Here is a 26,333-nt window from a genome sequence, read left to right on the forward strand (position 1 = left end):
TTGTCATTTATTTTAGAATATCATAACACCAAATTAGATTGTTTACAATTTATTAGGTTCAAAAAAGCTGCTAGTTACCAAATACTAGCAGCTTTTTTCTATTCTAAATTTGCATGATTGTGTTGCATATCTGATTCCAAAATATCAAATTGGTTCATATATGAAAGTGTAAAAGCATCTCCAAAAATCAATAGTGATTGTTCAAACAGCGAACCCATCGGTTGAGTTGATTGTTCACCTGAATCGAATTTACCTTTACCAGCTAAATACGTGATTTCTGAAGCTAATTCAGTAGCGGGTGTCTGTTTAGTAGCGGTTAGGAGCCATACTTTGCCACCTAAATTAGCTGCTTTCTCCATAAATTGAATCATTTGACTAGTTGTTCCAGAACCCGTTGCGACAATTAATAAATCAGCTTCACCAAAGGCAGGGGTTGTCGTTTCACCCACAACATAAGTTGGCTTTCCAAGTTGATTTAATCGCATCGTAAACGATTTCAAGTTTAACCCAGAACGTCCTGCTCCTGCCACAAAGATACGGTTAGCTTGGCGAACTAATTCCAGTTGTGAATCGTTCACTTCAACTGCCCCTTTTTGCAACTCTGACAAAATTAATTGCCAATTAGATTGCTTAGGCATTATCAATCATATCCTTGAACACTTTTGCTTTTTCAGCTGGATTATCATCAGTTGAAATTGCACCACCAACGATTAATAAGTCAGGTTGTTGTGAAATAATTGTTGGCGCAGAATCTTCTTTAATACCACCTGCAACAGCTGTTTTAGTTTGTTGAACTGTTGCTTTGATTTTGTTGAAGTTTTCAAGTGGTGTTTGACCTAGTGCTTGTAAATCATAACCTGTGTGAGTTGCAATATAGTCTGCACCCATTTCATCTAGTTCTTTAGCACGTTTTTCAACATCTTGAATCCCAATCATATCTACTAATAATTCTTTGCCATGTTCATGTGCTTTAGCCACAGCATCTTTAATAGATTGATCTTCAGCAGCAGCCAAAATTGTCACAATATCTGCACCATAATTGATTGCTTGCTCAACTTCGTAACCAGCAACGTCCATAATTTTAACGTCAGCTAATAACGTAATATCTGGAAAACGCTCACGAATTTTCTTTAGTCCTTCAAGACCAAAGTTAATAACTAATGGAGTGCCATATTCAAATACATCAACACTATCTTTTGTTTTTTCGATAAGTTCAATCGCACCATCTACATCTTCTAAATCAATTGCGAGTTGTAATTTCATAATTAATTGTTCCTCCTACTAACTTTTTGTAATTAAAAGTTTATCGAAAGAACTGTTTTGAAACAATTAGTTACCTTGAGGTAACTCCCTAATTTTCACTCGAATTAGTTTGGTAATTAGGACTGATTTTTAGCTCTTCAATGCGGTTTTCACCCCATTGATACATCGCCTCAAGAATTGGCATAATTGTTTTTCCAGTTTGGGTTAATTCATAACTGACACGTTTGACGTTGCCTTCATCATAGTCCTTTTTTTTAATCATATTATCTTGAATTAATTCATTTAACTGATTAGTTAATACTTTGCGACTGACATTTGGAATAAGGCGTGTAAACTCATTAAAGTGAATCGGATTGCCCTTTCTTAGTTCCCATAAAATAAATAATTTATGTTTGCCCATAAACATCGACATGGTCAGCTCTTTGGCACAGTCAAAGTCACCTGATTGAATTCTTTCTTTTACTTTTTGTCGAATATCTTCTTGCATAATTGTCACCTCTTATTATTGTTGATACAGTTTATCCCAATTCTTGACCTGCATCAAGGTTTGATTAAATCAACAATCGCCTGTGTGAGTTGCTTTGAATAATGCCAATGCAGGCAATGGGTTGCCCTTTCGGTGTTCGACGTTTTAAATTCTGAACGCTGATATTCTTCTAAACGATAAGGCTGTGTAAAAATCACAACAGACTCTGAAGTTAATTGACTATGATTAGATAGTAATAACTGATTAAAATTTTGTTGCTGAATTTTGGTAAAGGACTGATCGTGTTCAGCTGGCGGAGTCGTGATACTTTTTACTATTTTTTTAACTAGCCGAGTCGAAAAAATTTCAGAAAGTGAGCTTTTTAAACTATCCAGTGTAATGGGCTGTTGTTGGGCTGCTAAATAGTCAGGAGTCTGAGGTGGATTTAGCATAATTTCTCCAGTAGTTGGTTCAATTAAAACTAATCCCCTAACATTGGCCAACTCTTGTACCAAATATCTAGCATAGATTCCGCCAATACTGTGAGCCACAATTGCAATAGATTCTGAATCCTGCAATTTGATAAATTGGGCAATTTTTTGAGCTTCATCGGCCAAAGTATAATTCTTTTGAGCTAAACCACTTCTACCATTATCCAAATAATCTATCGCAAAAATACCATATTCAGGGCTTAACTGATTAATAATCAAAGCAAAATTATCGCAAGCTTCAATATTCCCTGCACCATTTAAGAACACAATCAGTGGTTTGCCTGGTCTTACTTGTGCTGAAAAAGTGCCTAATTGCGTTTCAAATTGTTTTGTTTTCATTTTGCTATCCTCAATTGAATTGATCGTCAACTACACTAGCCTAGTACTAATTTAAAGTACAGTTATTTCAATATAAAAAAGCCTAATTTTAAATTAGGCTTTTGAGTTATTGTTTATTCATCTTTTTTAATTCTGGCCTTCGTTAGGATATACATAAAAATAATAAATAATGCTGTCGATATTAACATTTGAATATTATCTTTTGGCGAAAGAACTAAATCCATCAATGATAGCTGATTTTTAGCATCAACTAAATTCATTATAATGCTTAAAACACGAGTACCTACAAAAAAGAATAGTCCTCCTAAAACGAAACTTTTCTTTGATTTTCTCATTAGTTGGCCGTACTGTGTATCATTGTAAACTTCGACCTGATCAAGCTTTAATCGATAAACTTTGATCGCAATATAGCCAAATATTCCGAGCAGCACAACAAAATTACATATAATATAACTCGCAAATGTTAGCTCCTTATCTAAAGAGCTCATAAGTCCCAACCAAGCGACAAATACAGAAAGCATGTTATAGATAGTTAACATCATAAATGATTTATTTCCAATTTTGTTAATTTCCTGTTCGCGATATTCGTCAAATTATCCTGCAATCCCATAAAATCTTCTGACAGCTCTAACATATAATGATTCTTTTTGCATAATTATATCCTCCAAAATAATGAATTTAAATCTGACCCCAAGGCTTCAGCTAGCTTGATACATAACTTTAAAGAGGGATTATATTGTCCTTTTTCAATCAAACTAAGCGTTTGTCTTGATATCGCCACTTTTAAGGCTAAATCTTTTTGTTGCATACCTTCAGAAATCCGGACTACTTTAACTTTATTTTCCATCAGCAGTTACTCCTTAAAAGTAATATATAAGTTCCTTAAGTAATTTATATATTACATAATCTTTGATAGATGTCAACTATATATTCCATGTTTTTAAATTTTGACCATAAAAAATACCTTCTCATCTGAAAAGGTATTTTTATTTATGATAAGCACTACCACTATTAATCATAAAAGCACGATAAACTTGTTCACACAACACAACTCGCATCAATTGATGAGGTAATGTCATTTTTCCAAAACTCAAAGCATAATTAGAACGTTTCATCACAGCCTCACTCAATCCGTTAGAACCCCCGATAACAAAAACCAATGAGCTATGACCATATGTTGTCCAGTCCTTAATGTTTTGAGCTAGTTTTTCTGATGAAATTTCTTTACCTAAAATCTCAAGCGTAATCACAAAATCTTGATCATTAATTTTAGATAAAATCTTTTCACCTTCTTTATCTTTGACCTGTTCGATTTCTTTATCACTCATATTTTGAGGTGCTTTTTCATCAGGGACTTCAACAATATTAAGTTTACCAAAGCGTTGCATCCGCTTTTGATATTCATCAATTGCTGACTTCAAATATTTTTCTTTTAGTTTTCCTACACACACTATTTTTTGTGGCATTTTATCAAAAACTCCTTTATTTCGTGAAACACTAGTCATATATCTTGTATATAACAATTAATTAAACCACTATAAGTTGATATTACCTCTTATAAAAAATTTAATAACTTATAAAGTATAATTTTAGTTCGTTTTTTCATAAAGTGATTAAAACACTATTACGTTAATGTTTATAGAGGTTTATATCTATTGTTAATTCTGCTTCAAATCTTTTAGATATCCACAATTCACAAGGTTATCCACAGGTATTGACCCTTTTGTGCTTTTCTGATTTTTGATTAATTTCATCCAAATCCGAACATTATACATGTTTCACATTTTATACATACAAAAAAGACGGCTATCAAATGATAACCATCTCAATTATATCAGAGCTTTAGTTAAGTTTTAAGCTGACAGTTTGTGTTTGTCCAGCACGAACAATTTCAAGACTGATTGTATCGCCAACTTGTTTTTGGTAAAGCAATGAATGTAATTCTGTTACAGAGTTAACAGCATGTCCCTCAAATTTAGTAATAACATCACCACTTTGAATACCAGCTTCCTTAGCAGATGTATTATCATCTACTGAAGCAATATAAACACCACCAGTTACTGAGTCTGGCAATTGAACTTTTTGACGAAGTTGTTGTGTCATTTCACTAACACTTGCTACTCTTACACCAATCTTAGGTCTTGTAATTGAACCTTTTTCAACAAGTTGGTTAATAATTGTTACAACTTCATCACTTGGAATAGCAAATCCCATACCTTCAACATTGGTACCATCTTGACTTTGAGCCAGTTTCATAGAGTTAATACCCACTACTTGACCATCAGAATTAACCAATGGACCACCTGAGTTCCCTGGGTTGATTGCGGCATCAGTTTGAATAACAGTTGTTTGAGTACCGGAATTACTGTTCAATGTACGACTTTTAGCTGAGATAATTCCTTGAGTCACACTTGTTGCATATTGGCTGCCTAGAGGTGAACCAATTGCAATCACAGGTTGTCCTGGTTCTAAACTATCTGAACTACCAAAACTAGCCGTAGCTGGAACTTTAGCAGATTCAATTGATAAAACAGCTAAATCAGTCACACTATCAGAACCAACAACATTAGCATCGACTGCTTCACCTGTGTTCAAAATAACCTGAAGTTTAGTTGCACCTTCAATAACATGGTTGTTTGTTACTATGTATCCTTTACCGTTAGCAGTTTGATAAATAAGACCTGAACCTTCGCTAGCGGTTTGAAGGGTACTCTTAGCTTTTTCATCATCTCCATACATTTGACCGAAATAAGATGATAAACTATTTTGACTAGATTTTGCGGGTTGTAAATTTGAAACTGAAACAACGGCCGCACTAACTTTATTAAATGCACTAGTCATGGAGCCATTATTTGATGATCCTGTAGATGTGTTTTGTAGTTTTGCAGAACCACTAGTATTTGAACTAACATTATTGCTACTTTGTACAATTGATTGGTTACCTGATAGTGCATTATAAGCACCAACACTTGCAAAAGGAATACTTCCTGCTAAAAGACCAGCAGCAGCACTGACAGCTACCAATTTCCATCCTTTATTAGTTGATTTTTGACTTTCTTGATTTTTAGCCATATCAATTCCTCCTTATTTGCCTCTATTCTAACGCTAAATTTAGAAAAATGTGTGACAAAATGATTACAACTTTTATAAAGTTATCAACTTTTGAACATGATTTTGCTGTGTTTTCATTAATTTAACATGGTAAATATGATTTTTTTGTAAACTTTCATCTATGGTTTCAAAAGCAACCTCACGCGTATTGTTGTCTTTGCTTAAATGACTTAAATAAATATACTCCGTACTTTCGCCAACCCAATTAGCTAACAATTTTGCACTATCTGAATTTGAAAGATGACCTTGATCAGATAAAATTCTTGTCTTCAAATCCCAACTATAAGGACCTGAACGCAATAACTCAATATCATGATTACACTCCATCACGTAAACTGTCGAATCACTGAGGGTTGGCCATATTTTTTGAGGAACATAACCCGTATCTGTCACAATAACTGCAGATTGTTCAGCTTCTTTAACTTTGTAACACTGTGGTTGAGCCGCATCATGTGAAGTCGCAAAGCTCAATACTTGTAGTTCATCAAATAATTTTAATTCACCTGTCTCAAAAATTTGGCAAAGTTCGGTATCCACTTTTCCTATCTTAGTTAGTAAAGATTGCCAAGTTTTTTGATTAGTATAGGCTTTAATGTGATATTTTCTCATCAAAACACCTAATCCTTTGGCATGATCACTATGCTCATGTGTAATAAAAATCGCATCAATTTCTGCAATATCTCGATCAATTTTAGCAAGTGCTTCTTTCGTTTTTTTAGCAGAAAGTCCTGCATCAATTAAAATTTTATGCTGACTTGTTTCAATATACGTGACGTTGGCTTTTGACCCACTAGCTAAAACTGATAACTTCATTTTATGAATTGCTCCCTTATTAGTTCATTACTTTTCCATCAAATGCATTAACTTCTTTTACAAAGAAACGATTATCATTATTGGTAATAACGCCCACATACCATGTTGGGACATAAATCTCGCTACCTCTAATCGTTGTATTATAAAGTGGACTATAACCTAGCTTCAAAAAATTCACTTTTGAGTTGTTACTGATCGATTTTTGACTGTAGAGGTTAATAATGGCACTTTGTTGGCTAATTGTTGCTTGTTTTTCACCTATTTGAGCTAAATCGTTAACATAACTTTGCGTATAGCCTGTAATATTATTTCCTTTAATTTGAAACCGAATCTGACTTTTATCATCGTAAATTAATCCTGTCATTTGTTTACTTTGACCTAGATTTAACTGTTGTACAAAAATAACCTCAGTATCTGTTGAGAGTTCAGGTGCATAAACATACTCTGATCCATAAATGACATTTTCGCTATTTCTCATAAATTGAGCTAAGTCATTAGCTACTGATTCTTTTTGATAATGAATCACTTGATTAAGCTGACTAGTTAGCACATTTTTATCAGTATCATAACTTACACGCTGATTTTTTAAGTATTGATTGTAGTTAGCCAAACTATTCAAATTGCGTGTTGCTAAGTACTGACTTTCATCAGTAGTCGTTGATAATTCAGGAAAACTAATATTATCTTTTTGAATTGAATTAATGGTGTTGTCATTACTATTAGCTGAACTATTCTCAAAAAAAGGCGGATTTTGAACTGAAATACTCAAAAAGATATTAATAAATAAAAAGACCGCAATGAAAATGTATTCTATTTTTCTAAAATCCATAGCAATTCCTTTCTATTTATTATCTGTAGATACATCATTAGTAGATGACTTATTAATCAGTGTTTCGTAATTGACCAGTTTGTCATTCACTTTAACGTAGTATGTCGGCACTAAATCGATCAAATCATTATTAGTTGCATCTTTTTGCCATTCAAAACCCAGTTCAACGTCTTGGATATTTTGATAGTCATAACCAATCTTTTTAAGCTGATTTAGGAGCTCTGACGTCGTTGGTAAAGTTGCGACTTTGCCATCTGGTGGAATCGGAACTTTTAACATTTGATTAGTAAAGTTCATTTCTTCGCCACTATTTGAATATTTGACGCTTGCTACCCCATTTTCAGTTTGACTAAATACAGGTAGCCCTTCGACATAATTTCGGTAAGTAATTTGTTTATCAGCTGCTTCATCTGAAGAACTATAATACCGCCATTCAACTAACCTTGTTTTTAAATTAGAGATAGATTGAAAACTTTGTTCGAATAAACTTTGTAAGTCTTGAGGAATTTTTGTCATTGAAACGTCGCTGTACTGCAAGGAATCATTATTTTTATCGACAACTAAACGCTTACTGCTTCCTGACTTATAAGTTGTCACATAATTTGTTTGAGGGGGAGCAATATTATTTCCCAATAACCGAGAAACATAACTATCTTCCATCTCACGATAAATCATATAGCTATAGACTGAAAGTTTGGGTTCAGTTGTGTAGTTAAGAACGTATCGATTTGAAGCTAACTTGATAAACTTCGCTGGTGTTTTAAACCCATAATCATCAACTAATTTATTAAATCCTGATGCATCATAACCCCCACGTTCCACCGCATAAATTTCTTTTGTTTGATCATTAGCAAAGTAAATATGATTATCCAAATCTTTGGGAATAAAGACACGATTAAACATAAAATCATCATTTTGTCGTAATTCTTTTTTATCAATAACATCTGAAAAGACATTTAATGACATGCTATCTGTATAAACAACCTGAGTATAATTTTGATTATTTAATTTTTCTAAATAACTCTTATCATCTAAAGTCTGGATTTGATTTAATTTTAAATTCCAAGATTTTAACATAGCAATTAGGCTACTGATTAAGTCATTTTGTTGGTTAATTAGAACATAATTCTGACCATTTTGCGCATTTACAACCTGTGTTGGTAAAAATACTCGCGCAAAGTTTTGATTATTTAACTGATTATTTTCATCAGTTACTACCGGATTTTCATAATTTTCTTGTTCTAAACTTTGGTTGCTAGTCCAGATTAAAAAAGTTAAAAATAAGCTCGAAGCAACCAAACCAACTAAAGAAATCCTGACAATATAATTTCTAAACTGCATCCCACGGTTCTCCTTCATTTAATGGTTCAAAGGGTAAAGAGATATAAAAAGTAGAGCCTTTGCCTTCCGTACTTTCAACCCAAATGCGCCCTTTATGCGATTCTACTACTTCTTTTGAAATAGCTAATCCAAGACCTGTTCCTCCTTGATGTCTAGAGCGGGCTTTATCTACTCGATAAAAACGATCAAATATTTTGTTAATGTCTTTTCGTGGAATACCAAGTCCTTGATCTGAAATACTAATGATGACACGGTTAGCAGTTTTAACCAAACGAACCGTAATCACACCACCATCTGGTGAGTAATTAATTGCATTATTGACAATATTATCAATCACTTGTGTCATCTTGTCCGTATCAATTTCTGCCCATAAATCATGGGATCCGAGTACTCTTTTGATAGTATAGTCTTTACTTTTTTGCTGATCTTCTTGATTATTTTTAATAATCATATCAAAACGATTGAGGACATATGAAACAAACTCATTTAAGTTAACCCACTCTAAGTTCATCTTCGATGTTCCTTGGTCCATTCGTGATAGATTCAACAAATCATTAATCATTCGAATCATCCGATCAGTTTCTTCTTGAGTGACTTTCAAAAATTCTGGTGCAATATCTGGGTCTTGCCAGGCACCATCATTTAATGCCTCAATATAACTACGAACAGATGTTAGTGGTGTTCTTAATTCATGTGAAACATTAGACACAAATTGACGCTGTTCTTGTTCATTTTGCTGTTGTTCTGTAACATCATGGAACACACAAACCATCCCTGAAACAAATCCTGTAATTCTTTGAATTAGTGAAAAATTAGCATGTAAAATAATTTCTTGACCATGGCCTTCATTCAATGTAATAAACATTTCAGTTCGTTTTTCTAAGAACTTTTGAATATTGTCTTCTGATTCAACATCTAATAGCGTCATCACAGATTCCCCGATTGTTTCCTCTTGTGTGCAATCAAAAAGTTGCATGGCTGTTTCATTAATAATTGTAATTTTACCATGTCGATCAGTCGCAATAACGCCATCTGTCATATGAGCTAACACATTATCGAGCCGTCTTCTTTCAGAGTCAGATGCTTCTTGTGCTTCTTCAACGCGAATAGAGAGATTATTAACCGCCTGAGCTAATTGACCGAGTTCATCTTGGCCATAAACCTTAACCTGTCCGGAATAATCACCATTGGCAATACGAATAGCTTGTTTTTTCATTTCATCAATCGGCATCGTAACGGCACGTGCAATGAATAACGCAATAACTGCTCCTAATATTGATGCTACTAAAGACGCTGTTAAAAAAATCACCATGACATTTTGAATACTATTATAAACAGAACTCATGCTAGCCTTAATATAGATTAACCCGACAATTCCATTATTATCACCAGTATTAGAGGTAATGGGCAACACTTGAATATAATAGTTTTCCCCATTAATCACCCTTGTTTTATAAAGACTTTTAGAATTATCTGTTAATCTAATATCTGGATCAGTCGATCTTTGGCCGATTAAATCACGAGAACTGTAATTACTGATACCTCGAATTGTTTCTTTATTATCAATCACTTGAATATCCGTAATTTGAGAATTACTCATATCAGAAATAATATTAGCAATTTCGGCATTTGCTGCTTTAGTGTCGGTTTTATTCAGTTGATCGGCTAATTGCGTATTGGTATACGGTTTTACTTGCAGCGACGTTTTGAAAGTGTCCATATTCTGTCTTTGTAGTTGCTGAGTAAAATAAGCTCCTATAATTTCAATTGTTGCTAATAAAAGCAAAATAAAGACAATCGAAATTTTAAAATGAATCGATTGAAAAAAACCAATTTTTTTGTTCATTAAATCATTCAACTCTCCTAGTTACTATTACTTTTTAGTCTTCTTGACTTGGGTCTTTCATGAAGTAACCGACACCTCGTCTAGTTACTAAATATTGTGGTTTACTTGGATCGTCTTCAATTTTTTCACGTAAACGACGAACTGTTACATCAACTGTTCTCACATCCCCAAAATAATCATAACTCCAAACAGTTTGTAGCAGATTTTCACGTGTCATCACTTGACCAATATGTGCAGCTAGGTAGTGTAGTAATTCAAATTCACGATGCGTTAAATCAATTTTTTCATCGTTTTTGGAAACACTATACGCATCTAAATTAATAATCAAATCCCCAACTTTAATCATTTTTTGCTCTGGTTCTTCTTCACTGGAAGAGGTGATTTCACGTCTTAAGTTAGCTTTAACACGTGCTACTAATTCACGATTTGAAAACGGTTTAGTCACATAATCATCAGCACCAATTTCAAGCCCTAGCACTTTATCAATTTCGCTATCTTTAGCAGTTACCATGATGATTGGCATGTTATACTTTTTGCGAACTTCACGAGCCACTTCAATACCGTCCATTTTTGGTAGCATCAAATCTAAAATAATTAGGTCTGGTTTTTCAGCTTCAACTTGAGCAACAGCTTCTTCACCATCATAAGCGACAACCACATCGTAGTTTTCTTTTTTGAGATTAAATTTAATAATATCTGAAATAGGTTTTTCGTCATCAACGACTAGTATTTTTTTACTCATATCTTTCACCTCTAAATTAATTTTAACTTTTCTGATTTAGGTATTCACTTATTCATTTTAAGCCAGTTTGACACAAAAACCAATTATTAGCACAAGTATTAATTTTTATATAAATTAATACTTGTTATTCTATTAGTAAAGTGATAGTATAACAATATTGAAGCAAACCGGGTGGTTAGCTCAGTTGGTAGAGCAACGGACTCTTAATCCGTGGGTCCAGGGTTCGAGCCCCTGACCACCCATCATAACAACACTTAGCCTCGTCAATTGACGAGGTTTTTTTATACCAAAAAAGTTACCTGTTAACAGGTAACTTTTTTAATTTAATTCTGGATAAGGATTATCTTTAAATAATTGACTATAAAATGAAATTTTATGAAGACCTTGTTGTAATCGTTTTTGATAAAAACCGCTTGAAGGTCCGTCTTCAAGTAAGTCACCATTTTCATTAAAGTGTTGTTGAACATTTGCAATTGCAATTGGTTTTGGCAAAACTAAATTCCCTAGTCTTTCAAGTACTGGTGTTAATTCAAGCCCACCAAATTGACCACCACGTGCATTATTAGCATAAGTCATCACCAAGCTAGGTTTATCATCTAACTGTGTACTTAAATAATCAATTCCATTTTTTAAAACAGCGGGAAATGAATGATTATACTCTGGTGTCAAAAAGATAAAGCCATCAGCTTGGGCCATATCATCCACCCATTTTTGTTCATTTTCTTTAAGTTTTCGATCAGGATTGCCAAGAGGTGGTAATGCTTCATAGAAAAATGGCAAGTGATAGTCACCAATCTCCATCAAATTAAGCTTGACTGACATTTCTTCTTCGTAAGACTGTTGTTGTTTTTTAAGATAGTTCAAAACGTGGCGACCTAATGAGTTTCTTCTTGAGCTACCTAAAATAACATTAATTGTGGTCATAAACTGACTTCTTTCTATTTCTTCAAATCGACAAATCGTTCAATCGCTGCTGGACTATGATGATCAATAAATAAAGGTTGTTTTAAGTCTAACGCTTTAATTTTTGCCATCTCATCTGCTGTTAGTTCAAAATCCCATACCTCAATATTTTGTTGCATTCGTTCTTTATGAACGGATTTTGGAATAATAATCGCACCTAGTTGACTCAAATATCTTAAAGCCACTTGAGCAGCGGTTTTATTGTGGTCCTGGCCAATTTTGACCAGTACTTCATTAGTAAACAACCCATTTTTACCTTCGGCAAATGGGCCCCAAGATTCAATTTTTGTGCCGTATTTTTCTAAATAATATTGATCTTCTGCACGTTGATGAAACACATGCATCTCAAGTTGATTAACTGCAGGTACAACTTTAGCATAGTTAGCTAAATCAATATAACGGTCTGGATAGAAATTTGAAACTCCGATTGCTCGTAATTTTTTGGCTTCATATAAGGCTTCTAATGCTTGATATGCCCGATAATAATCGTTAAACGGTTGATGTAATAACACCAAATCTAGATAGTCTGTTTTTAATCTTTCCATTGATTTTTCAACGGCAGCTTTTGTTTCTTCAAAACCATAATCTGTTACCCAAATTTTAGTGGTAATGAAAATATCTTCTCGCCTAACAGAACTTTCTTGAATCGCCTGTCCAACGGCGGATTCATTTTGATAAATTTGGGCGGTATCAATTAAACGATAACCAACCTCTAGTGCTTCTTTCACTGCTTGTTTACACTCATCAAAATCAGGGATTTGGAAAACGCCAAATCCTTCTTGTGGCATTTTGACACCATTATTTAAGGTAACTGTTGGAATTGTTGGCATTTTAAGTCTCCTTTTTTATTGTTTCACATGAAACTTTTTAGAAGTTTTGAATAATTTCTGGTGTGAGATGATTAATGACTTTTTTAGCTAGTTCAAAACTATTTTGAAAATCTTCTAATGCGATGTATGAATGTGGCGTATGGGCATAACGAACGGGTACACTAATTACAATAGTTGGCGCGCCTTTATACCCCGCAATAACTGACCCATTTTGACCACCCCGAGTATCGGCATATTCTTGATGTGGAATATCGTATTTTTTAGCAACATCTAAAACAAATTTTTGGAATCGAGGGTTGGTAATCATTGTTGAATCCATGTGACGAATCATTGGTCCACGTTTAATACCAGTTTGAATAGCATAGTCAGGAAAACACGTATCGTTTGCAGGTGCACCTTCAAATACGATTGCTAAATCAGGTTGGACTTTTCTAACTGTGACTTGTGCACCACGAGCTCCGACTTCTTCTTGAGAAGCTAAAGCTCCCACAACATCAATAGGTAAAGTTTTATCTTTTAGATAATTCATTGTTTTAGCAAGTAAAGCTGTCCCAACACGATTATCAAAAGCTTTCCCGACTAGCGTCTTGTTGTAGTCGTTGTATTGTGTTTTGACATCAATTGTCACTGGTGCACCACGTTTGATTTTCAAGTCTTCAACTTCTTTAGCAGAAGTTGCCCCAACATCAATCGTTAGTTCATCTACTTTTGGTAAACGTGTTTTTTGTTCAGGTGTCATAAAGTGAGGTGGGATGCTTGAAATAACACCTGAAATATATTGACCGTCTTCATTTAAAATTCTAACTTTCGTAGATGAGAGTGTAATAGCTGTTTGCCCACCAATTAAAACAAATTCAATTAATCCATTAGGTCTGATGTTTTTGACCACATAGCCAACCTCATCTGAATGAGCATCGATTTGTAAACGCAGTCTATCACCTTTATTTTGATTAGCTTTTACATAAACATTATTCATTGGATCTTTTGAAACTTCTCCAGATCCTGCAACTTCTTGTTGAAATAAATCTACAACTTCATCCTCAAAACCTGAAACCCCACTTGCATTGGTTAACTTGGTTAATAATTCAATATCTGATTGTGCTGTCATAACTTGGCTCCATTTCTTAATAATATTTTAAGTAAACTATAGCACAGTTAATTTAAACTTTGAAAATATTCTATAATAAGATTATGATGATAACAGAAATGAAACTTTAAGGAGGCTAGCTAGTGGCAAATTATTTAGATTATTTACGTTTTCGCGGAGACTTGTCCATTAAGCAAGATCCTTTGAATCCTATCGACTCAGCTATTTTGAGTGCGCTAGTTTATCTTCCTTTAGATGATATTATGAAGTATCGTCAGTCTGTCCCCATTGGAGAAGTGGCGAGATTATTACTTGATAATCCTTTATATTGTGTTGATGATTTACCTGAAATCGAAAAAACATTGTTAGAACTACTTAGAAGAAGTCCGCGATTTAGTTCTGCACGAATCACCAATTGGGAAACAAAATTCAACTACAACCCTGCGATTCAATTCGCAGCAATGACTGTTTTGTTTGAGAACAAAACAGCTTATATTGTTTTTCGTGGAACAGATACAACTATGGTCGGTTGGAATGAAGACATGGTGATGAGTTATGCGCCGACCATCAATGGACAGTTTTTAGCCACGCTTTATTTAAAACAAATGTCAGCTAAATATCCCAAGCGTAAATTATTTGTAGCAGGTCACTCAAAAGGTGGCAACTTAGCTATTTTTGCAGCAACACATTTATCTATGAAAATTCAAGAACGAATTAGCTATGTTTATAATTTGGATGGTCCCGGATTTGAAAAAAACTTACTCCAAAATAAACGTTACAAAAACATCCAACATAAGATATTAACATTTATTCCACAAGGTTCTATTTTTGGACGTATGCTAGACCACAATGAGCCTCATATTATTGTTAAGTCTAGTACCCGTAATTTGCTGGCCCAGCATGTGCCAGATACGTGGGATATTGGCCGAACAAACTTTATTGAAATGCCTGAGGTCACCAATGGTAGTATTTTTATTGATAAAACATTACGTCGCTGGGTTGAAGAAGTTCCTCGTTCACGACGCAAATTATTATGGAAGGCTATCTTTGAAGCTTTTGAAAAAGCCGACATTACAGACCTTTCACAGCTGACAGATGGTAAAATTCAAAGTGCGATTAGCTTTACCAAAGCCTTTCGTGGTCTTGATCCTAAAACCAAAAAGTTAGCTATCAAAGTAGCTGTGCATTTATTTCACAATGCACGACAAAATTTAGACATTATATTTCCTTTTCTGTAAAACAAAAAAGACGCCTTAATAGAGGCGTCTTTTTTAGCTAGGTTCGTGTTGATAATCAAGGTTTGAGAATCGGTTATGTGATTTAGTAAAGATTAGGTTAGCCGTTCCACGAGCACCACTTCTGTTCTTTTCAATAATCACTTCCACCACACTGGTGTCTTGATTTTCTTGTTCTTCTTCGTCATCGCTATGATAGTAATCATCACGATATAAGAATGCGACGATATCGGCATCTTGTTCAATTGACCCTGATTCACGAATATCAGATAGGATAGGGCGTTTATCTTGTCTTTGTTCCACTCCACGAGAAAGTTGTGATAGTGCAATAACCGGTACGTGCAATTCTTTCGCTAGTTTCTTAAGTTGTCTTGAAATTTCAGACACTTCTTGTTGGCGACTTTCTTTGCGGGTTCCTTCAATCAGTTGCAAGTAGTCAATTACCACAATCCCAAGATCCCCTTGTTCTTTTTGGAGACGTCTTGTTTTGGCACGAATTTCTGCCATTTTAATTCCCGGAGTATCGTCAATAAAAATATTAGTTTTATCAAGTGACCCCGCAGCCACAACTAAGCGACGCCATTCTTCATCAGTTAAGTTACCGGTTCTTAAATGCTGGGCATCAATCAATCCTTCTGAACAAAGCATTCGGCTCACTAGTTGTTCAGCTCCCATTTCAAGACTGAAAATCGCAACTGTTTTTTCAGTTTTGATTCCGATAGCTTGGCAAATATTCAAAGCAAAGGCAGTTTTACCCACACCTGGACGAGCTGCTAAAATAATCAACTCGTCTTCATGAAATCCAGTTGTTAAATTATCTAAAGCTTTAAATCCGGTTCCAAGTCCTGTGATATTTTCTGCATTTTCAGGAATTGAATTAATCTGTGTTAAAGTCGTATCTAATACTTGATGAATCGTTTTAAACCCGTTTTGACCATTAGCTTGCGACACATTCAAGATTTTTCGTTCAGCATCATCTAAAATAGTTGTCACATCGGTGTCTTCTTCAAACGACTCAGAAATAATTGTTTGTGAGGCTGAAATCAAGCGTCTAAGTAGCGCTTTTCGCTGAACAATCTTAGCATAGTAAACAATATTAGCAGCTGTTGGAACAGCTTCAGCAAGCTCACTAATATATGAAACACCACCAATATCTTCTAATTGTTTTTGACGTTTTAGTTCGTCAGTCAAAGTCACTACATCTATCGCTTTATCTTGCGCATTTAATTCAATCATAGCTGCAAAAACAAGTTGATTAGCATGACGATAAAAGTCTTCTGTAATAATTAATTCCGAAGCTTCAACAATCGCTTCTGGGTCTAAGAATATCGCCCCTAGAACAGATTTTTCTGCTTCTTCATCTCGCGGCATATTTTGTGCAATATATTGATTATCCATAATTCACCTTCTCTGTATAACTAAATAAAAAGCCACTCACGTGACTTTTATTCAGCAACAACATGTACTCTAATTTTACCTTCAACGCCTGTAAATAATTTAACAGGAACATTTGTATAACCCAATGTACGAATTGGATTTGATAATTCAATTTTTCGTTTGTCTAATTTGACTTTAAACTGTTGTTCTAATGCTTTGGCAATTTGTTTGCTTGGTACTGAACCAAACAAGCGACTATCTTCACCCGACTTAGCTTTGATTTCAACAACCGTTTTATCTTCTTCAAGAAAAGCTTTTAATTTTAGTGCTTCTTCTTTTTCTTCTTGGTAAGCTTTTGCTTCAGCATTTTTTTTACCTTTCAAAGCACTAACTGCTGTTGGTGTTGCTTCTTTTGCTTTGTTATTTTTAATTAAAAAGTTTTGTGCATAGCCGTTGGGAACTTCTTTGATTTCTCCACGTTTTCCTTTACCACGTACATCTTCTAAAAATATAACTTTCATACTGATAGTCCTCCCTTATTCTTGTTCTTCTGGTTCTTCTTCTGCTTGATAAGAGTCGATAGCTTTTATTAGTTGTTCACTTGAAACATCAATGGTTTCATCTTTGAGCTGAGTAGCCGCATTTGATAAATGACCACCACCACCTAATTTTTCCATAATCACTTGAACATTGACTTTACCAACAGAACGAGCAGAAATACCAATTGTATTTTTATCACGTCTAGTGATAATAAAAGCAGCTTCGATGTTATCTAAAGATAAACTCATATCGACAGCCTGAGCAGCAACGATTGGATCATATATTTGATCGTCTTCACCTTTTAATAATGCCATACCTGGCTTTATAATTTCAATTGTTGAAATCAAATGATTACGATTAATAAACTGATTCAAATCCTCTTTCAATAAATCTTGAATTAATTTATTGTCAGCTCCAACCGATCTAAGATAACTAGCTGCATCAAATGTCCGTGTTCCTGTTCTAAGTGAAAATGACTTAGTATCAACGATGATTCCTGCAAGCATCGCAGAAGCTTCAATCTTGGTAATATTATCAGCTTTTTTAGGTTGATATTCAAGCATTTCTGTCACTAATTCACAAGTTGATGAAGCATACGGTTCAATATAGACAAGCATTGGATTTTCTGGAAACTCTTCTCCACGACGATGGTGATCTATAACCACAGTTGAATTTTCGAGTTTTTGATACAATTCTTGGCTTTCTGACATTGATGGTTTTGAGTGATCGACCATAACTAACAATGATTTTTCATCAGCCATGCTCAAAGCTTGTTGTGGTGTGACAAATCTCTCTGCATTTTCTTCTTTATCTAAAAATAGATCGTACAAACGTTTAACGTCATAATTAAGTTTTGTATTATCCAATACCACGTAAGCTTTTTTATTGTTCATTTTTGCAATTCGACTAATTCCAAGTGCCGCACCAATAGCATCCATATCCGGATGTCTATGACCCATTACAAATATTTCATCTCGGTCTTTAATTGTATCTCTAAGAGCTTGGCTAACCATTCTAGCTCGCACACGAGTACGCTTTTCCATAGGATTTGATTTTCCACCATAAAAACGAGCAGAGTCAGTTTGATTCTTAATGACAACTTGGTCACCACCACGGCCTAGTGCAAGATCAAGATTACGTTGTGCAAGTGTTGCTAGTTCATTTAAGTCATCAACACCGTAAGCAAATCCAATACTCAAAGTGATTGGATAATTTTGTTTGGAGGTTTCCTCCCGTATTTTATCAAGTACCATAAATCGATCACGCTCAGCATCATTTAATTTATCAAAATGTGCCAAAATTAAAAAGTGATCATCATCTACACGCTTCAAGTACATTTGATACTGACTAGCCCAAGAAGTTAATGTGTGCGTAATGTAATTATTTAAAGATGAAATGGTTTGATCATCCATACTTTGTGACAATTCATCATAGTTGTCTAAGAACAATTGTCCCACTGTCATTTTTTCTGATAAGTAACGCTGTTCAATCGCTGCATATCGCGTAACGTCAAGTAAGTATAATACACCTAAATCATCTTGAATGCTCATTTCAAACTGACGCTTACCCCAGGTTACAACCTGATTTTCAATAGTTTGACTATCGAGAGATTTTTCTACTAATGTAGATAAGTCATAATCAACAGCTGAAATTTTTTTGCCAATAACTTCTTTATTCCCAAAGTATAGCTGTAAATAGGGATTTACCCACTGAATTTGTTTTTTTTCATCATAAAGTAAAATTCCTATTGGCATTTTAATTAATGCCTCTTGTTCTCCTCTTTTTATTCGGTAACTTAGATTTGAGACAAAATTAGTAGTATTTTCTGATAAAATCATCGTGCCATAAATAAAACTGACAACTAGTAATAAAAAGATGATGAAGATTATCATACCGAAAAATAAGTTTAAGGCTAGGCCAATAAGTGCGCCAATAATACATAATGCAAATATCATAGTTGTAGCAATTACCAGACGTATATCTCTTAAAAATGTCGGTATCTCTATTTTTTGTAGTAGTTTTTTCATAAAGTATCCCCAAACGATATTTCAATTTAAAATTATTTTAATTAATATCTATGCCTATTCTATCATAAAAGTCAAAAATGGGTTGTTAGCCTCAATTATAAGCAAATAGATAAAAATAAAAAGCCTTGCAGAATGTGCAAAGCTTTTTATTTTTATCTATTAGGAAACATGTTAGTCTTCGACTACGAATGGTAATAGTCCCATAATACGTGAACGTTTTACGGCAATAGTCAACTTACGTTGGTTTTTTGCACTTGTACCCGTCACACGGCGTGGTAAAATTTTACCTCTTTCTGAGATAAAACGTTTCAACAAGTCTGTATCCTTGTAATCAATGTATTCAATGTGGTTAGCCGCGATAAAATCAACTTTACGACGACGTCTTCCACCTCTTCTTTGTTGAGCCATGAGTGTTTCCCTCCTTTTACTTAAAATGGTAAATCGTCATCTGAAATATCAATTGTATTTCCTGAATCTGCAAAAGGATCCGTAAATGATTGATTATCATTATGAGTTTGATTTTGTGTATTACTTTGTGATGAATAGTTAGAAGTTTGTTGGGATTGGTTTTGGTTAAAACCGCCTCCACCTTCTCTTCTTCTAGCATCAGCTTGAGATTTTGATTCAAGCAGTGAAAAATTATCAATAACTACTTCGGTCACGAATACTCGTTGACCTTCAGCATTATCGTAAGATCTCGTTTGCAGACGTCCTTCAACAGCTACAAGTGAACCTTTATCCGTGAAATTAACAAAGTTTTCAGCAGCTTTACGCCAAATTACACAATTTACAAAGTCGGCTTGACGCTCACCTTGAGCATTTGTAAACTGGCGATTAACTGCCATCGTAAATGAAGCAACAGAAGTGCCACTTCCTGTACTACGTAACTCTGGATCACGTGTTAAACGTCCTACAAGAACTACTCGATTTATCATAATTTCTCACCCCTTAAAGTCTCAGTTAATTAAGCTTCGATTTTTACTGTCATTGAACGTAAAATCGCTGAATCGATTTTTGCAAGACGGTCAAATTCGTTAATTGCATCTGCATTTTCTGCATTTACAACGACAATGTGGTAAGTACCTTCACGATACTTGTTCATTTCGTATGCAAAACGTTTTTTGCCCCAGTCTTTGGATTCAACAACTTCTGAACCGTTTTGGTTTAAAACGTTGTCGTAACGTTCAACAAGCGCTTGTTTACTTTCTTCATCAACATCTGGTTTGATGATGTAAGTTACTTCGTATTTTGTTGTTGCCATGACTGTCACCTCCTTATGGTCTATGGCTCCCGATATTTGTGATCAAGAACAAGGAGTAAACTGAATTACTTCAGCCGGTAATAAATACCGATTACTCACGAGCATTAATTCTATCACAATATTGTTTTATTTTCTAGTTAATTATTAGCTTATTTAGTTATCTTTAGTTACTCAAATTATCAGCATTTGCATCAATTTCAGTAGATTCTTCTTCAATTTCACTTTCTGGAACGGTTGTCAAAGTCGCCACTTTTGAGTTTTCACTCACTTTAATCAAGCGTACACCTAGAGCTGCACGACCCGTTTCTGAAACATTAGCAACTTTAAAACGAATTAAAACACCCTCATCAGTAATTAGCATAATATCTTCATGACCATTTACTACACGTATTCCGGCAAGCGGACCATTCTTTTCAGTCACATTAACAGTTTTTATACCTTTACCACCACGGCCCTTAATTGGATAATGAGTCGCTTTAGTTTGTTTACCATAACCTTTTTCAGAAATAACTAAAACATTTGAATCGGGTGTGATTATATCTGATCCAATAACTGCATCACCTTCACGTAAACGAATACCACGAACACCAGCAGCAGTTCTGCCCATCGAACGAATTGCTTCTTCGCTGAAAGTAACCGCATAACCCTTGTGCGTTCCAATGAAAATAGTTTGTTGACCATCTGTTAGTAAAACGTTATTCAACTCGTCATCCTCTTTAAGCGTGATTGAGCGAATACCTTTACTTCTAATGTTTTTAAAATCACTAATTGGCGTGCGTTTAACTGTTCCGTTTTTCGTAATAAAGAATAGGAATTGGTCAACTTTTGATTCTTCAACACTAATAACAGTTTGTACTTTTTCATCTGAATCAATACCCAGCAAGTTAATAATTGGAATTCCCTTAGCTGCGCGTCCAAATTCTGGAATTTCATACCCTTTAGCACGATAAACTTTACCTGTGTTAGTAAAGAATAAGACAACATCATGTGTTGAGGTAAAAATTAGTTTTTCGATAAAGTCATCTTTATGAACACCCATACCTTTAATTCCTCGACCACCACGATGCTGAACTTTAAACTCATCAGCTGGTAGGCGCTTAATATAACCGTTATGAGTTAGGGTTAGTAAGACGTCTTCACGCTCAATCAAGTCTTCATCTTCGATACTTAGTACTTCACCAACCATTAGTTCAGTACGTCTTTGGTCACCAAATTTATCTTGGATATCTAATAACTCTTGATAAATGATTTCGTTAATGCGTTCTTGATTGCTCAAAATTGCTTCATAGTCAGCGATTTTTTCTTTAAGCTGGCGATATTCTTTTTCGATTTTATCGCGTTCAAGACCTGTCAAACGAACCAGACGCATATCCAAAATAGCCTGTGCTTGCTTATTAGATAATTGATAATCATCCATCAATTGATTTTTAGCAATTTCAGAAGTACTTGATTTACGAATAATTGAAATAATCGCATCAATGTGATCTAACGCAATCTGCAAACCCTCAACAATATGCAAACGTTTTTGTGCACGTGTTAATTCAAACTGCGTACGACGACGAATGATATCTTCTTGATGTTTCAAGTAGTAACTTAACATTTGTTTTAGATTTAACAAGCGAGGAACACCATCGACAATAGAAACCATGTTAAATCCAAATGAGGTTTGAAGAGAGGTTAATTTGTAAAGGTTATTCAAAATCACGTTTGCACTAGCATCACGACGAACGTCAATCACGATACGCATACCTTCACGGTCGGATTCATCGTTTAAATCGACAATCCCTTCAATTCGCTTATCACGAGCTAATTCAGCAATTCTTTCAACCAGTTTCGCTTTGTTAACCATGTAAGGTAATTCAGTTACAATAATGCGTTCTTTGCCTTTTTTATCAACTTGAATATCAGTTTTGGCACGCAATGTAATTGTGCCTTTTCCTGTCTCATAAGCTTTTTTAATACCAGATTTCCCGATAACTAACCCACCAGTTGGGAAGTCTGGTCCTTTGATAGCTTCCATTAGTTCCAAAATGCTAATATCTGGATTTTTCATTAATAAATGCAAACCACTGATAACTTCATTCAAGTTATGTGGTGGGATATTAGTGGTCATCCCAACAGCAATACCTGTTGCACCGTTCACTAATAAGTTAGGAAAACGTGCAGGTAACACATCAGGTTCGCGTTCTGAACCATCATAGTTGTCAGAATAGTCAATCGTATCTTTGTTAATATCGCGTAGCATTTCAAGCGCCATTTTGCTCATACGTGCTTCGGTATAACGCATCGCAGCAGCACCATCACCATCGACAGAACCAAAGTTACCGTGACCATCAACTAGCATATAACGGTAACTAAAATCTTGTGCCATTCTAACCATTGATTGATAAATCGCACTATCACCGTGAGGGTGATATTTACCCATAACGTCCCCAACAATACGTGCGGATTTTTTATAGGGTTTATCAGGTGTAACCCCTAGTTCATGCATACCGTATAAGATACGGCGGTGAACAGGTTTCATACCATCACGTACATCAGGCAATGCACGAGCAACAATAACGCTAATTGCGTAATCCAAGAATGAGGATTGCATGGTTTCCGATAAATTAACATTCGTTATTCGTCTATCATTTGTATTATCCATTTTTGACCTCCTGATTAAACGTCAATGTTTTCAACATATTTCGCATTGTCTTCAATAAACTGACGTCTTGAGTCTACTTTGTCACCCATCAACATCGTAAAGATACCATCAGCTTCAACAGCATCTTGTGGATCAACACGATCTAAACGACGATTTTCAGGATTCATTGTGGTTTCCCAAAGTTGTTCAGCATCCATTTCTCCAAGACCTTTGTAACGTTGAACAACGGGTTTTGGACTTGGCGATAGCGTGCTAAGTAGTTCTTTTAATTCTTCATCACTATCAACATATTTCACCATTTTTCCTTGGCGAACTTGGTACAATGGTGGTTTTGCGATATAAACATATCCTGCTTCAACCATTGGACGCATATAGCGATAAAATAGCGTTAATAACAGAATTCGAATATGAGCACCATCGACATCGGCATCGGTCATGATAATTAGTTTGTGATAGCGCGCTTTTGAGACATCAAAGTCTGCACCAAAACCAGTTCCTAGAGCTGTAAATAAAGTTCTGATTTCTTCGTTAGCTAGAATTTTATCCATGCTAGCTTTTTCAACGTTTAAAATTTTACCTCGGATAGGCAAAATGGCTTGAGTTAAACGTGAACGTCCTTGTTTTGCAGAACCCCCAGCAGAATCACCTTCGACGATAAACAATTCAGACATTTCAGGGTCCTTACTTGAGTTATCAGCTAATTTACCTGGTAAATTACTAATTTCAAGACCAGATTTTTTACGAGTCACTTCTCGTGCACGTTTAGCTGCGACTCTTGCTTTTGAAGCTAACTGTCCTTTTTCAACAACACGACGACCAACTGTCGGATTTTCCATTAAGAATTTAGAAAAAATTTCAGAAAACAACCGTTCAGTTATTGTTCTGGCATCTGAGTTTCCTAATTTAGTTTTTGTTTGTCCTTCGAATTGTGGATTAGGGTGTTTGATTGAAATGACCGCTGTCATTCCTTCACGCACATCTTCACCAGAAAGCTTAGCATCATTTTCTTTTAATAATCCTGTCTTTCTAGCATAGTCATTGATAACGCGAGTTAGAGCCGACTTAAATCCTGACTCATGTGTTCCGCCTTCGTAAGTATGAATATTATTAGCAAAACTCATTAAATTAGTGTGGTAACCATCGGTATATTGAAGTGCTACCTCAACTTGGATATCATCTTGATCGGCTTCAACATAAATTGGTGTGTCAAATAACACTTCTTTATTATGATTTAAATAGTCAACATAGCTTTTGATCCCACCTTCATAGTGATAGGCAATCAATTCGGGATTTTCAATGCGTTTATCCAGATAAGTCAGCCTTAGCCCTTTATTTAAGAAAGCTAACTCACGTATACGCGTGGTTAATACTTTGCTATCGAAAGTTGTCGTTTCAGTAAAGATATCTGGGTCTGGTACAAAGTGAACTTTTGTACCGTGTTGATGTTCAGCTACTTCTCCCATTTCCTTCATTGGCGTTTTAACTTTACCACTTGTGAAATCAATGTAGTATTTTTTACCATCGCGAACCACAGTGACATCAAGTTCAGTCGAAAGTGCGTTTACAACAGAAGCTCCCACACCGTGCAAGCCTCCTGAAACTTTGTATCCGCCACCACCGAATTTACCACCTGCGTGCAAAATCGTAAAAACAGTTTCAAGAGCTGGACGTCCAGTTTTTTGTTGAATATCAGTCGGAATACCACGACCGTTATCTGTAATTGTCACACTATTATCAGCTTCTATTTCGATATTAATTTCATCAGCAAAACCAGCTAATGCTTCATCAATACCATTATCGATAATTTCCCACACAAGATGGTGAAGACCTTGTGAACTAGTTGATCCAATGTACATACCTGGTCTTTTTCTAACTGCTTCAAGTCCGCCTAGAACTTGAATTTGACTAGCGTCATAAGACTTAGCACGAGCTTCTAATTCTTCAACTTGCTTTTGCTTTAAACGGTCATCATTATTTTGGGTCATTTTTAACTCCTTTGTTTACTAAATTTCCATTACTAACTTCATAGATAGTTGGCTTATGTTGTAATTCTTTTGACACACTATCTAAATCGGTTGTCGTAATAAAAGTTTGGATATCTTCATCAATAATCTCAATTAAGGCTGCTTGTCGTTTACTATCTAATTCCGATAATACATCATCGAGTAATAATATTGGGCTTTCGTGTGTGACTTGTTTTATCAATTTAATTTCAGCTAACTTTAAACTTAAGACACAACTTCTTTGTTGTCCTTGCGAACCGAATGATTGTAAATCTTTGTCATTTATTTCAAAATTAATGTCATCTCGATGAGGGCCTATTAGTGTTGTGCCCAATTTAATTTCACGATTTTGAACTTTCGAAAACTGATTAATTAAAAAATCGACAACTGTTTGCTTGTCGTTTTTTTGTTTAAAATCATAGTTAGCCGTCTGATAGTGAAACGCCAATGTTTCGGTTTGATTACTGATTTGAAAATGAATGTCTTTAGCCATCTGTTCAAGATGAGTTAAATACTTCAATCTTAATTCAATGACAATTGCTGCAACATCGACTAGTTGCCGAGTCAAAACCTCTAAATATAAAAAATCAGGTTCCTTTTGGTAAGTCATTTTTTTCAAAAATGTATTACGCTGTTTAAGTATTCGCTGATATCGTGCTAGTGAAATCAAATAACGATTATCAATTTGACCAAATTCCAAATCAAGAAAACGTCTTCTTTGACTTGGAGAACCTTTGATTAAATTGAGGTTTTCTGGTGAAAACAACACAACATTTAATTGGCCAATGTAAGCTGATAATCGCTTTTGTTCTAAATGATTGATACTAGCTTTTTTTCCTCGATTAGAAGTGACTAATTCTAATATATTTGATGTTTGTCTTTTATAAATCCGGGAGGAAACTTTCGCAAAAGGGCTTTCAAAATTAATTAACTGTCGATCAACGTTAGTTCGATGAGATCTTGCAAAAGCTAAGTAGTAAATCGATTCTAATAAATTTGTCTTTCCTTGTGCATTTTTTCCAATGAAAATATTAATATTAGGTGAAAACTGAACATTTAATTGCTTATAATTTCGGTAATTAACCATGTTTAATTGTTTTAAATACATTATCTATACCAAAA

General features: G+C 34.8%; 25 protein-coding genes, 1 tRNA gene and 1 pseudogene. 2 read left to right on the top strand and 25 right to left on the bottom strand.

Features of this window, described 5'->3' with window-relative positions; translation table 11 throughout:
- Nucleotides 1–98 precede the first annotated feature (98 nt).
- The 13 genes and pseudogenes from hxlB to yycF all read right to left on the bottom strand — a co-directional run bounded on the left by hxlB (nucleotide 99) and on the right by yycF (nucleotide 11,241).
- Nucleotides 99–638: a 6-phospho-3-hexuloisomerase gene (hxlB, locus tag FC86_RS00975; protein WP_056974157.1), complete on the bottom strand. Its 540-nt coding sequence runs from the start codon at nucleotides 636–638 to the stop codon at nucleotides 99–101.
- Nucleotides 631–1,263: a 3-hexulose-6-phosphate synthase gene (hxlA, locus tag FC86_RS00980; RefSeq protein WP_056974158.1), complete on the bottom strand. Its 633-nt coding sequence runs from the start codon at nucleotides 1,261–1,263 to the stop codon at nucleotides 631–633. Before hxlA ends, hxlB begins: the two co-directional genes overlap by 8 nt.
- A gap of 88 nt (nucleotides 1,264–1,351) precedes the next feature.
- Nucleotides 1,352–1,750 carry a winged helix-turn-helix transcriptional regulator gene (locus tag FC86_RS00985; RefSeq protein WP_056974159.1) on the bottom strand — a complete coding sequence of 133 codons (399 nt, stop codon included), beginning with the start codon at nucleotides 1,748–1,750 and terminating at the stop codon, nucleotides 1,352–1,354.
- Between the two features lie 53 nt (nucleotides 1,751–1,803).
- On the bottom strand, nucleotides 1,804–2,559 hold the full coding sequence (locus tag FC86_RS00990; RefSeq protein WP_056974160.1) for an alpha/beta fold hydrolase: 756 nt from the start codon (nucleotides 2,557–2,559) through the stop codon (nucleotides 1,804–1,806).
- 113 nt (nucleotides 2,560–2,672) lie between these two features.
- Nucleotides 2,673–3,140: pseudogene (locus tag FC86_RS00995) on the bottom strand (DUF3278 domain-containing protein); the annotation flags it as partial.
- A gap of 74 nt (nucleotides 3,141–3,214) precedes the next feature.
- Nucleotides 3,215–3,406, bottom strand: a complete 192-nt coding sequence (locus FC86_RS01000; protein ID WP_056974162.1) for a helix-turn-helix transcriptional regulator — start codon at nucleotides 3,404–3,406, stop codon at nucleotides 3,215–3,217.
- A 139-nt stretch (nucleotides 3,407–3,545) separates the two neighbouring features.
- Nucleotides 3,546–4,025, bottom strand: coding sequence for a 23S rRNA (pseudouridine(1915)-N(3))-methyltransferase RlmH (rlmH, locus tag FC86_RS01005; protein ID WP_056974163.1), 480 nt, complete (start codon nucleotides 4,023–4,025; stop codon nucleotides 3,546–3,548).
- A gap of 376 nt (nucleotides 4,026–4,401) precedes the next feature.
- Nucleotides 4,402–5,631, bottom strand: a complete 1,230-nt coding sequence (locus FC86_RS01010; RefSeq protein WP_056974164.1) for a S1C family serine protease — start codon at nucleotides 5,629–5,631, stop codon at nucleotides 4,402–4,404.
- Between the two features lie 72 nt (nucleotides 5,632–5,703).
- Nucleotides 5,704–6,483, bottom strand: coding sequence for an MBL fold metallo-hydrolase (locus FC86_RS01015; protein WP_056974165.1), 780 nt, complete (start codon nucleotides 6,481–6,483; stop codon nucleotides 5,704–5,706).
- 19 nt (nucleotides 6,484–6,502) lie between these two features.
- Complete coding sequence (locus tag FC86_RS01020) at nucleotides 6,503–7,312, bottom strand: two-component system regulatory protein YycI (RefSeq protein WP_056974166.1); 810 nt, start codon at nucleotides 7,310–7,312, stop codon at nucleotides 6,503–6,505.
- A gap of 12 nt (nucleotides 7,313–7,324) precedes the next feature.
- Complete coding sequence (locus tag FC86_RS01025; RefSeq protein ID WP_056974167.1) at nucleotides 7,325–8,653, bottom strand: hypothetical protein; 1,329 nt, start codon at nucleotides 8,651–8,653, stop codon at nucleotides 7,325–7,327.
- Complete coding sequence (walK, locus tag FC86_RS01030; protein ID WP_056974168.1) at nucleotides 8,643–10,499, bottom strand: cell wall metabolism sensor histidine kinase WalK; 1,857 nt, start codon at nucleotides 10,497–10,499, stop codon at nucleotides 8,643–8,645. The genes FC86_RS01025 and walK overlap by 11 nt, the downstream gene beginning before the upstream one ends.
- A 34-nt stretch (nucleotides 10,500–10,533) precedes the next feature.
- Nucleotides 10,534–11,241, bottom strand: a complete 708-nt coding sequence (yycF, locus tag FC86_RS01035; protein ID WP_056974169.1) for a response regulator YycF — start codon at nucleotides 11,239–11,241, stop codon at nucleotides 10,534–10,536.
- A gap of 169 nt (nucleotides 11,242–11,410) precedes the next feature.
- Here yycF and FC86_RS01040 point away from each other — a divergent pair.
- Nucleotides 11,411–11,483, top strand: a tRNA-Lys gene (locus FC86_RS01040).
- A 76-nt stretch (nucleotides 11,484–11,559) separates the two neighbouring features.
- Here FC86_RS01040 and FC86_RS01045 read toward each other — a convergent pair.
- From FC86_RS01045 to FC86_RS01055, 3 genes are read right to left on the bottom strand one after another with little or no spacing between them, the layout of a single operon-like run.
- On the bottom strand, nucleotides 11,560–12,165 hold the full coding sequence (locus FC86_RS01045) for an NADPH-dependent FMN reductase (RefSeq protein WP_056974170.1): 606 nt from the start codon (nucleotides 12,163–12,165) through the stop codon (nucleotides 11,560–11,562).
- A gap of 14 nt (nucleotides 12,166–12,179) precedes the next feature.
- Nucleotides 12,180–13,025 (bottom strand): aldo/keto reductase, encoded by an 846-nt coding sequence (locus FC86_RS01050; RefSeq protein WP_156403315.1) that lies wholly within the window; start codon nucleotides 13,023–13,025, stop codon nucleotides 12,180–12,182.
- Between the two features lie 46 nt (nucleotides 13,026–13,071).
- Nucleotides 13,072–14,142 (bottom strand): M42 family metallopeptidase, encoded by a 1,071-nt coding sequence (locus FC86_RS01055; RefSeq protein WP_056974172.1) that lies wholly within the window; start codon nucleotides 14,140–14,142, stop codon nucleotides 13,072–13,074.
- A gap of 122 nt (nucleotides 14,143–14,264) precedes the next feature.
- On the opposite strand from FC86_RS01055, the gene FC86_RS01060 reads away from it, so the two are divergent.
- Nucleotides 14,265–15,359, top strand: coding sequence for an Mbeg1-like protein (locus tag FC86_RS01060; protein WP_056974173.1), 1,095 nt, complete (start codon nucleotides 14,265–14,267; stop codon nucleotides 15,357–15,359).
- A gap of 33 nt (nucleotides 15,360–15,392) precedes the next feature.
- Here FC86_RS01060 and dnaB read toward each other — a convergent pair whose 3' ends face one another.
- From dnaB to recF, 9 genes are all read right to left on the bottom strand, one after another.
- Nucleotides 15,393–16,754, bottom strand: coding sequence for a replicative DNA helicase (dnaB, locus tag FC86_RS01065; RefSeq protein WP_056974174.1), 1,362 nt, complete (start codon nucleotides 16,752–16,754; stop codon nucleotides 15,393–15,395).
- A 47-nt stretch (nucleotides 16,755–16,801) separates the two neighbouring features.
- Entirely contained in the window at nucleotides 16,802–17,254 is a 453-nt protein-coding gene (gene rplI, locus FC86_RS01070; RefSeq protein WP_056974175.1) for a 50S ribosomal protein L9, read from the bottom strand.
- Nucleotides 17,255–17,269: 15 nt separating this feature from the next.
- On the bottom strand, nucleotides 17,270–19,300 hold the full coding sequence (locus tag FC86_RS01075; protein ID WP_056974176.1) for a DHH family phosphoesterase: 2,031 nt from the start codon (nucleotides 19,298–19,300) through the stop codon (nucleotides 17,270–17,272).
- 171 nt (nucleotides 19,301–19,471) lie between these two features.
- Nucleotides 19,472–19,708, bottom strand: a complete 237-nt coding sequence (rpsR, locus tag FC86_RS01080) for a 30S ribosomal protein S18 (RefSeq protein WP_056974177.1) — start codon at nucleotides 19,706–19,708, stop codon at nucleotides 19,472–19,474.
- A gap of 20 nt (nucleotides 19,709–19,728) precedes the next feature.
- Complete coding sequence (gene ssb / locus FC86_RS01085; protein WP_056974178.1) at nucleotides 19,729–20,235, bottom strand: single-stranded DNA-binding protein; 507 nt, start codon at nucleotides 20,233–20,235, stop codon at nucleotides 19,729–19,731.
- A 29-nt stretch (nucleotides 20,236–20,264) separates the two neighbouring features.
- A complete protein-coding gene (gene rpsF, locus FC86_RS01090) occupies nucleotides 20,265–20,561 on the bottom strand; it encodes a 30S ribosomal protein S6 (protein ID WP_056974179.1) in 297 nt (98 codons plus the stop codon).
- A 163-nt stretch (nucleotides 20,562–20,724) separates the two neighbouring features.
- Nucleotides 20,725–23,208, bottom strand: a complete 2,484-nt coding sequence (gene gyrA / locus FC86_RS01095; RefSeq protein ID WP_056974180.1) for a DNA gyrase subunit A — start codon at nucleotides 23,206–23,208, stop codon at nucleotides 20,725–20,727.
- A gap of 14 nt (nucleotides 23,209–23,222) precedes the next feature.
- A complete protein-coding gene (gene gyrB, locus FC86_RS01100) occupies nucleotides 23,223–25,193 on the bottom strand; it encodes a DNA topoisomerase (ATP-hydrolyzing) subunit B (RefSeq protein WP_056974181.1) in 1,971 nt (656 codons plus the stop codon).
- Nucleotides 25,180–26,319, bottom strand: coding sequence for a DNA replication/repair protein RecF (recF, locus tag FC86_RS01105; RefSeq protein WP_056974182.1), 1,140 nt, complete (start codon nucleotides 26,317–26,319; stop codon nucleotides 25,180–25,182). The genes gyrB and recF overlap by 14 nt, the downstream gene beginning before the upstream one ends.
- Nucleotides 26,320–26,333 lie beyond the last annotated feature (14 nt).

It is taken from the genome of Holzapfeliella floricola DSM 23037 = JCM 16512 (assembly GCF_001436605.1).
GTDB classification, from domain to species: domain Bacteria; phylum Bacillota; class Bacilli; order Lactobacillales; family Lactobacillaceae; genus Holzapfeliella; species Holzapfeliella floricola.